At 65.4% G+C, this 8,675-nt stretch carries 2 protein-coding genes; both read right to left on the bottom strand.

All coding sequences use genetic code 11. The features are described from left to right. Positions 1–1,479: condensation domain-containing protein (locus tag FHS89_RS04900; RefSeq protein WP_184009095.1), on the bottom strand; the 1,479-nt coding region annotated here is incomplete at its 3' end. After that, the gene (locus FHS89_RS04895) at positions 1,479–8,645 is read right to left on the bottom strand and encodes a type I polyketide synthase (RefSeq protein ID WP_184009092.1); all 7,167 of its coding nucleotides are present in this window, start codon (positions 8,643–8,645) and stop codon (positions 1,479–1,481) included. The genes FHS89_RS04900 and FHS89_RS04895, both read right to left, overlap by 1 nt. Positions 8,646–8,675: the final 30 nt, after the last annotated feature.

Here is an 8,675-nt window from a genome sequence, read left to right as displayed (position 1 = left end):
AACACACCCAACACCCCCAACAACCCCCCGCAATCCCTCAATAAATTGCGACAAAAGAGAGCTGGCAGTGGAGGAAGACAAAAGCGACGCGTTGTATTTCAGGGCAATGTCATAGCGCGCATCATCCTGCAAAACCTCCAAGGTCAGATCAAACAGGCCCTCCTGTTGCGGCAGGGGAATGATCGCCGCAGAAAAACCCTTCCAATCAATCGCTTGTCCCTGTGTGCCGCGCATCATGCCGCGGGCAAGCGGGGTCGCGGCCCCGGCGGATTGGAAGGCGAAACTGGTCTGAAACAGCGGCGGTCGGGACGGATCGCGGGGCAGGCCCAACCGCGTAATCATATCGGGCAGCGGCATGTCCTGATGGTCAAGCGCATCGCGCGCGGCCTGTGCCACTTCGGCAAACAGATCAGCGCAGGATGTCTCTGGCGTGATGCGCGCCCGCACCGGCAACGGGTTCACGAAATAGCCCAGCGTGGCGTCAAATGCGGCGCGTGTGCGGCCCGAAAATGGAGAGCCGATCAGGATATCCTGCGCCTGCGCCTGCTTGTGCAAAACGATATGAAACACGCTCAGCAGCACAACATAAGGCGTCACGCCATGGCGGCGGGCACAGGCGCGGATATCTTCCACCAATGCCTCCGGCAGAGTGTCCTGCACCGCGCCACCGTCAAAGCGTTGCCGTTTCGGACGGGGCAGGTCGAAGGGAAAATCCATCGGGTCCGGCAGATCGGCGAGGGCCTTTTGCCAATAGGCCCAAGCGGTATCGTGGGGTGCCGCGTTTTGCTCCTGAACATGGCGGGCATAGGGAGCAGGGGCAGGGCTGTCAAATGGTGGCTCACCTGCCGCGATCCGCTGATAAACCGTTGGGATAGCGTCCAAAAGCGCCCAAAGGGATTGGCCGTCGATCGCGATATGAGGCAGCGTCAGAAGGAGCGTCACCTCCCCATCCCCGGGCCAGACCTGCGCGCGCAACTGCACCGGCACATCAAGCGCCAACGGGGTCTTATAGGCGGCAAGGGCCGCGTCCTCCCGATCCTGCCGGGACAAAGGCCCGTCATGTACGGTCAATACCCGCGCGGGCGGTGGCATGATCTCTTGCAAGGGCGTGTCACCATCGGCAAAAACGCGGGTGCGCAACTGGCTGTGCCGCTCCACCAGCGCGCAGAGCGCCCGATCAAGAATGCCCAGATCAATCGGGTCGCTCAGATGCGCGGCAAACCCAATCGTGTAGGCATAGCCGCCCGCATCCAGCGTATGTTGATACCACAGCGCCTGTTGTCCCGCAGTCAGGGGGAAGGGCGCGTCTGGTTCGCGCAACAGGGCAAGGAGACCCGCCTTATGCGCCACGATCTGATCGCGCAGGGCCGCGTCAACCGCCCCTTTGGGCGCATCGACAGACAGGTTTTCGCCCTCAGCCGCGACACGGATGCCCCGGCGCTCCATTTCGGTGAGGACGTCAAGCGCGGTTATGCTCATCAAAAGCTCATGACTTCGCGCGCCGTGTCGTCCGTCCCGGTGGGGGCAACACGGTCCGCAATGGCCGACAGGCTCGGCAATGTCATCAGATCCCCCACGGTGAGGGACGTGCCAAACACCGCTTCGATCCGGCCCTTCAGCCCAATCGCCATCAGGCTATCCAGCCCCTGTTCGACAAGCGGTTGGCCGGTGACAATCTGCTCGGGCCGCAGGTTCATGATCCGCGCCACTTCCTGCCGAAGGATCGCGGTGGTGTCAGTCTCATCTATAGCCTCGGTGCTGACGGCAGCGGGGCTTTGCAACCGATCGAGCAGGGGCAATCCCATCCATCGACGCACAGACGGCAGCCAGTCCGCCGCGCTGCCCGACAGCACGGTGCGCACCATCTGCCCCTCAGGGGCCATGGTCAGGCAGAGCGCTGCGCCCTGATCCGGCGCGATCAGCGGCAACCCCATATCGCGGAACGCATCGCGCGTTGAATGCGCGCTGGCACCGGTGTCCTCCCAGACGCCCCAATGATAAGTTTGCGCTGGCACACCCTGCGCGCGCAGTCGCGCCGCGACCCCGTCCATATACCCATTCGCAGCCGCATAGGCGCTGGTGCCGGGCGGGCAAAGCGTGGCGGCAGCGGAGCCCATGAATGTGAGGAAATCCAACGCCTCGCGATCCAGCACACGGGTCAAGACATCCGCACCCTTGGCCTTGGCATGAAGGCTGCGCGCAAGGAGGGCCGCATCTGTTTCCTGTAAGGATGCTGCGTCCAACAGCCCCGCGCAATGAACCGCCCCGCGCACCATGAACCCGGTCTCGTCCGTGATGCGCGCGATCCCGGCCGCGAGCGCGCCCTCATCCGCGCAATCGACGGCCAACAGATGTGCAGGCACGCCCGCCCCTTTCAGTCTGTCCAATGTCCGCCGCGCCTCCGCGCTGAGGCTGTCCGCCCGCGCGCTGCGGGAGGCGAGGATCACGCCCCCGGGGCCGCGCGCGGCAATCTCCTCGGCCAGTCGCAATCCCAACACGCCAAGGCCGCCGGTCATCAGATACAGCCCGTCCGACCGGATCGGCACCGGTGCGCCCTCTATCATGGCCTCTGTAAAGCGTGCGACCTGCCAGCGCCCGTCCGCGATGGACAGCATATCGGGGGATTTCTGCCCCAGTGCCGCGCGCAGCATCTCAGGTTCCGGCCGGTCGGAGAGGGCGATCATGCCCCGGACCATGCCGCGCATCTCATTCGCGGCAACCCGCGCCCATGCGCTCAGCCCGGTATGGACCGCGTTCTCCGCCTCAGCGGAGGTGAGGATCCAAAGTGCCGCGCGCTGATCAGGGGCGACGGCCATCTGCGCGTGGATCAGCGCCTGACAGGAGATCAAACAGGCCTCGAGCGCTGCCACGCCCGTGGCGTCAAGCGCAGGGGCCAACAGGATGCCTTTTGGCTGATAGGCTGCGATCAGAGCCTGCCAGCCAGCGACAGTACTAGGCCAATCGTCTTGCGCCGTTATGTTCAGCGCGTCCGCCACATCCTGTCGCCCCATCACCAATAGCGGCGCGGGCAGGGGGCCGGCCGGCGGGGGCGTGGCCTCGCACCAAGTGAGCGCATATTGCGACAGAGGCGCTTTCGTGACGACGGGTTCGGCCCGTGCCTCCCCCGTGCTGCGCGCGATGATGACCGTTTGTCCAAGCTGGGCCAGCGGATCATCTGCCCGCGGCAGCATGAGCGTTTCCGCAAAACCCGCCTGTTGCAGCCGCACCTGCCAATCCTGCGGTGACACCATCGGTGTGCCGGAACGGCCATCGGTTTTCTGCGCGCCCCACCCCTCGATCAGCCCGACGGTGGTATCAAGCCACGCGAAAGGCGTCGTCGCTTCATAGAGCATCAACACCCCGTCCCGGGCGAGCAAGGATTGCAGGCGCGACAGGCTCTGATCCAGATGATCGGCGGCATGGACCGAGTTGGCCCCCAGGATGATGTCGAAACTGCCCGCCGTGTAGCCTTGCGCGTCAAACGGATCATCCAGATCGAGCGTGCCAAAGGTCACGAACGGATACTCGGCAAGCCGATGCCGCATCGGCTCCGCGAAATAGGCAGTCGCGTCGGTAAAGCAGTACCGCACCCGGTCAGCGGGCAATAATGGCAGCACCGTGCGCGTCAGCCCGCCCGTGCCCCCACCGACCTCCAGAATGCGCAAGGGCTGCGATGGTGTGGCGAGGGCCGCGCGCGCCGCGACCGCCTGCGCGATGATCGTGTTGAAATACCGCGCCACCGGGTAGCCGTGATACATCTGCTCCACCGTGCCCCAATCGCCCTTGGGAAACAGGGTTTCAAGCGGGCTTTCCCGCCCGGTCAGAATATCGGGCAGCATGGCGTGACAGCGCGCAACATAGGTGGCGAGCCATTGCGGCGCTGTGTCCTCATCCGGGGCAGGGGCAACCGCCCCGTTTTGAAGCGTCTTGCGCCAGCGGGCGACCAGCGGTGCAAATCGCTCATCCACCGGCAGCGCCCCCGCATCAATCCGCGCAAGGCATTCCGCCATTTCCGTCGTCGCCAATGCGTCGAGCGTCCGGCGGGTCTTGTCCTCCGCGTCAAGGTTCAGCGTGGCGGGGATGAAGCCTGCCTGCTGTTCCGCCGCTTTCGCCATCGCGTGCCATGTGTTCTGCGCCGTCGCGCCGTGCTGGTCCTGCCAATAGGGCACCCGCTCCCACGGATAGGCGGGCAGATCGGCCATCGGACCCCGTGGCCGGGCCGCGTTCACCAGATCGACGCCAGGCACATGATCCACGAAAAGCCGTCCTATCGCATTCAAAAGCGGCGACAGACCGGGCGTGTCTTGCGTCAGGCTTGGGAGGCCAACACCCCCTGCCGCGCGCACCAATCCGGTCAGCGCCGGGTGTGGTCCGATCTCGATGAAATGGGTGTGTCCAGCCACGTTCAGGGCCGTCAACGCCTCGGCAAACCGCACCGTGTCGCGCATGTTGCGTGCCCAATAATCCGGCCCGATCTTCTGCTCCATCCGCCCCGTGACGGTCGAGAACATGGGCCGGGTCAGCCGCCCGCCACGCTGCGGCATCCGCTGGGCGAATGGCTCCAAGGCGCGGGCGTGAAAGGCCGTGGTCCCGGGCATCCGCTTGACCGTGATCCCGTGCGCCCGAAGCGCATCCTCCAGCTTTTCAAGCGCTGCTATTGGGCCACTGACGGCCACCATAGCAGGGCCGTTTATCGCTGCGATATCAAGGGGTAGGTCGTGCTTCTTGATATGGGCCTCGGCCGTTTCCACCGACGTATTGAGCACCGTCAGCCCGCCCGTGCCCGCAGCCTCTGCCATCAGCGCGCCGCGCGTCGCGGCAAGCCGAATGGCCTCCTCAGCCGGGAACGCCCCCGCGCAGGACGCCGCCGCGATCTCCCCCAGCGAGTGGCCCACCACGGCTGCCGGGGTCACGCCATAGCCTTCCAACACATCACTCAACGCCATTTGCAGCGCGCAAAGCGCAGGCTGCAACGCCGCCTGATCCGCGCCAAGCGCTGGATCGTCAAACAATTGCGCGCTGTCCCGCCCGGTGACTTCCCGCAACAGCGGATCAAACCGCGCCAGCGCCGTGGCAAAAGCCGGACTCTCTTTGGCCAGTGCGCGCCCCATACCGGACCATTGCCCGCCCTGGCCGGAAAACACGAACACGGCCCCTTTTTGCGGGCGCGTTTCAGCGGCGGAAGGCGCGGGCAGGGCCGAAAGCGCCTCTTGCGCCGCGTCCGCACTGTCTGCCACAACCATCGCCCGGCAGCGCAATGCCGCCCGGCCACGGGTGAGTGTTTCGGCCACGGCGGGCAGGGGCTGGTGCTTCAATGCGGTCTGCGCCTGCGCGATGACATCCGCCAGCGCGCGCTCCGTTTGGGCGGAGAGCGCGAGCAAGGCAGGGGCTTGAACCGGCGCCTCGGGTTGCGGGGGCACCGCTGCGGCCTCCAGCACCACATGCGCATTCGTCCCACCAAAGCCGAACGAGCTCACCCCGGCCCGCAGCGGCGCGTCCTGCGCGGGCAATATCTGCGGCTCCGTCGCGAAAACGCGGGCCGTGGAGGGCGCAATCGCCGGGTTTCGCGCCGACAAATGCAGGGTTTGCGGCACCGTCCGGTGTTTGAGCGCTAAGGTCGCCTTTATCAGGCCCGCAATGCCGGCTGCGGCCTCCAGATGCCCGATATTGCTTTTCACCGTGCCGATCACCAGCGGGGCGGCGTCCCGCGCGCCAAACACGCTATCAAGGGCCGCCACCTCAATCGGATCGCCCAGCGGCGTGCCGGTGCCATGCGCCTCGATAAAGCTGATATCACGGGGCGACAGACCAGCCGTGCCAAGCGCATCTTCGATGGTTTGCGCCTGCGCGCTGACAATCGGCGCTGTCAGCCCGTTCCCACGCCCGCCATGACCCACAGCACTGCCGCGAATGACCGCGTGGATCACATCGCCATCGGCCTCGGCCACCGAAAGCGGCTTGAGCAGGATCGCACCCGCGCCCTCACCCCGCACATAGCCATCCGCCGCCGCGTCAAATGCCCGACAGCGCCCACTGGGCGACAGCATCCGGGCTTGCGCGAACACATGGCTCAGGTCCGGGCGGATCATCAGATTGACCCCTGCCGCAATGGCCATCTCCGCCTCACCCGATTGCAGCGCGCGACAGGCCTGATGGACTGCCACAAGCGATGATGAGCAGGCCGTATCGACCGCAACACTCGGCCCGCGCAGGTCAAGCGCATAGGAAATCCGGTTTGCCGCGATGCTATGGGCTGCACCGGTCGCGGAATAGGCATCAAGTGCTGCGAAATTCCCATGCGCAAGTGCGCCATAGTCGGAATGTGACAGGCCGACAAACACACCCGTCCGCCCCTGGCGCAGGCGCTCAGGCGGATGATGCGCGTGGCTCAGGCATTCCCAAGTGATCTCCAGCAACAGCCGCTGTTGCGGGTCCATCCGTTCGGCCTCAAGGGGGGTGATCCCGAAAAAACCCGCGTCGAACCCTTTGATATCGGACAGAAATCCACCGTCGAGCGGCACGCCCTTTTCCGCCATTCCAGCAGGCCAGCGCCCCTCCGGCACGGTGCCGACCGCGTCCTGACCATGGGACAAAAGGGTCCAGAACTGATCGAGTGTGTCGGCACCCGGAAACCGGCAGGCCATGCCAACGATCGCGATCGGCTCTGCCACAGTATTGGCCCGCGTTGCCCGTTTCGGCGTACTGCCAGACAGATGCGCGCGCAGTTTGTCCAGTGTCGGGTGATCGAACAGGAGCGTCGGCGGCATGTCCCGCCCCGTCCGCTCCGCGATCTGCCCGCTCAGCCCAACCGCCACGCGCGACGACAGGCCATATTCGGCAAAGGGCCGGTCAGGGGACAGGTCCGCGGGCTGGAGGCCAAGCGCACCTGCGATGAGCGTCGCCAGCCACTCCCCGTCGCGAGCGTCCTCCACCTTGCCGGGGTCAGGCCATTGGCCCAGAACCGCGAGCGTCCCGTCCTCCAACGCGGCCCGCGCCCGGTTGCGCTGGATTTTCCCGCTGGAGGTTTTGGGGATCGCACCGGGGCGCAACAGCACAAGCTGGTCAAGGGACAGGTGATGCGCCTCCGATATCGCGGTGGCGACCGCGCGGAACACGTCCTGCGCTATGATCCCGTGCCGTTCTGTCCGTTTGACCTCTTGAATGAGAACCAGTTTCTGCCGCCCGTCCTCGTCAATCGTGACGGCAGCGGCGGCATCTTGCGCGAGCGCCGGATGGGCCTCCTGCGCGGTCGTCTCAATGTCTTGCGGGTAATGATTTGCGCCGTCGATGATGATGAGGTCTTTGACCCGGCCACAAACGAAAAGCTCGCCCTCGGCGGTCAGCGCGCCCAAATCGCCGGTGCGCAGAAAGGGCGTGCCGTCAAGTGGCGCGTCAAACACCTCTGCCGACAGGCCCGGTTGCTGCCAATAGCCGGGCGCGACGCTGCGCCCCGCAACGCGGATTTCCCCGATTTGGCCGGGCGGGCAGGGCGCGCCGGTCTCCGGGTCGCTGATCCGAAGCCTGATCCCCGGTGCCGCCCGACCGGAACTGACAAGCCGCGTGCCCGTCTTGGCCGGCGCCAGCCGCCCGGCCTTCAGCGCCTCAGGATCGGCAAGCATATCGTACCGTCCCTGTCGGCTGTCGGTGACCATCAGTGTCGTCTCCGCCATGCCGTAGCCGGGCCGGATCACATCGCGGCGCAGGCCAAACGGAGCAAAGGCATCGGTAAACCGGTCGAGCGTCTGCGCCCGGATCGGCTCTGCGCCATTAAGGATCGTGCGCACAGCCGACAGATCAAGCCGCGCCTGTCCTGTCACCGCATCCGCGGCAAGGTCAAAGGCGAAATTCGGCGCACAGGAATGGGTCGCCCCAAACGCGGCCATCGCCGTCATCCAGCGCCCCGGTTTTTGCAAGAAAGCCGCGGGGGAGAGCACCACCACCTCCGCACCCAACGACAGGGGCAGGAGCAGACCCTGCACCAGCCCCATATCATGGTAATGCGGCAGCCATGTCAGCATCCGGTCCCGATGGGACAGATCGCAGCTTTGGCTCAGGATCGTCAGATTGTCGATCAGATTGGCATGGGTGACCATCACGCCCTTTGGCTCGGACGTGGAGCCGGAGGTATATTGCAACAGCGCGACCGTATCGCCGGATGCTGCGTGCAACGGGCAGGCCTGCGCCTGATCCAGCAGGCTGTCATCGGCCACAAGGGTGGCCTCGGTCAGCGTGCCTTCCCGCGCCGACCAATCCTCGAACCGGGTCACGTCCTCCCTTGGGCAAAGGATCAGCGCCGGATCAGCGTCCCGCAACACGGTCCGCAAGCGCCCCCAGTTCCGCTGATTGCGCGGCGGAAACAAAGGCACGGCGATCACACCTGCATAAAGGCAGGCAAGGAAGCATTCGATGAACCCGCGCCCGGTGGGAAAAAGCAGGATCACCCGATCCCCGGCGGATGTCAGCCGCGACAGGGCCGCAGCCCGTTGTTTTACCGCTTGGGACAGGTCGTCAAAACTCACCCGCTCTGCCACCTCTCCTGATGCGTCAAGGAGCGTGATCGCGGGATGAGAGCCACGCGCCGCAAAACCATGCAGAAGCCGTTCGGTCAGGCTGTCCGTTCGCGGTGGGCGCAAATCATGCGGCATAATGGACTCAGTTCCTTACTCGCAAGCAGA

It is taken from the genome of Rubricella aquisinus (genome assembly GCF_014199445.1).
Taxonomy (GTDB): Bacteria; Pseudomonadota; Alphaproteobacteria; order Rhodobacterales; family Rhodobacteraceae; genus Rubricella; species Rubricella aquisinus.
The sequence above is the reverse complement of the archived record's forward strand: the minus strand, read 5'-3'. Positions and strand labels throughout refer to the sequence as shown.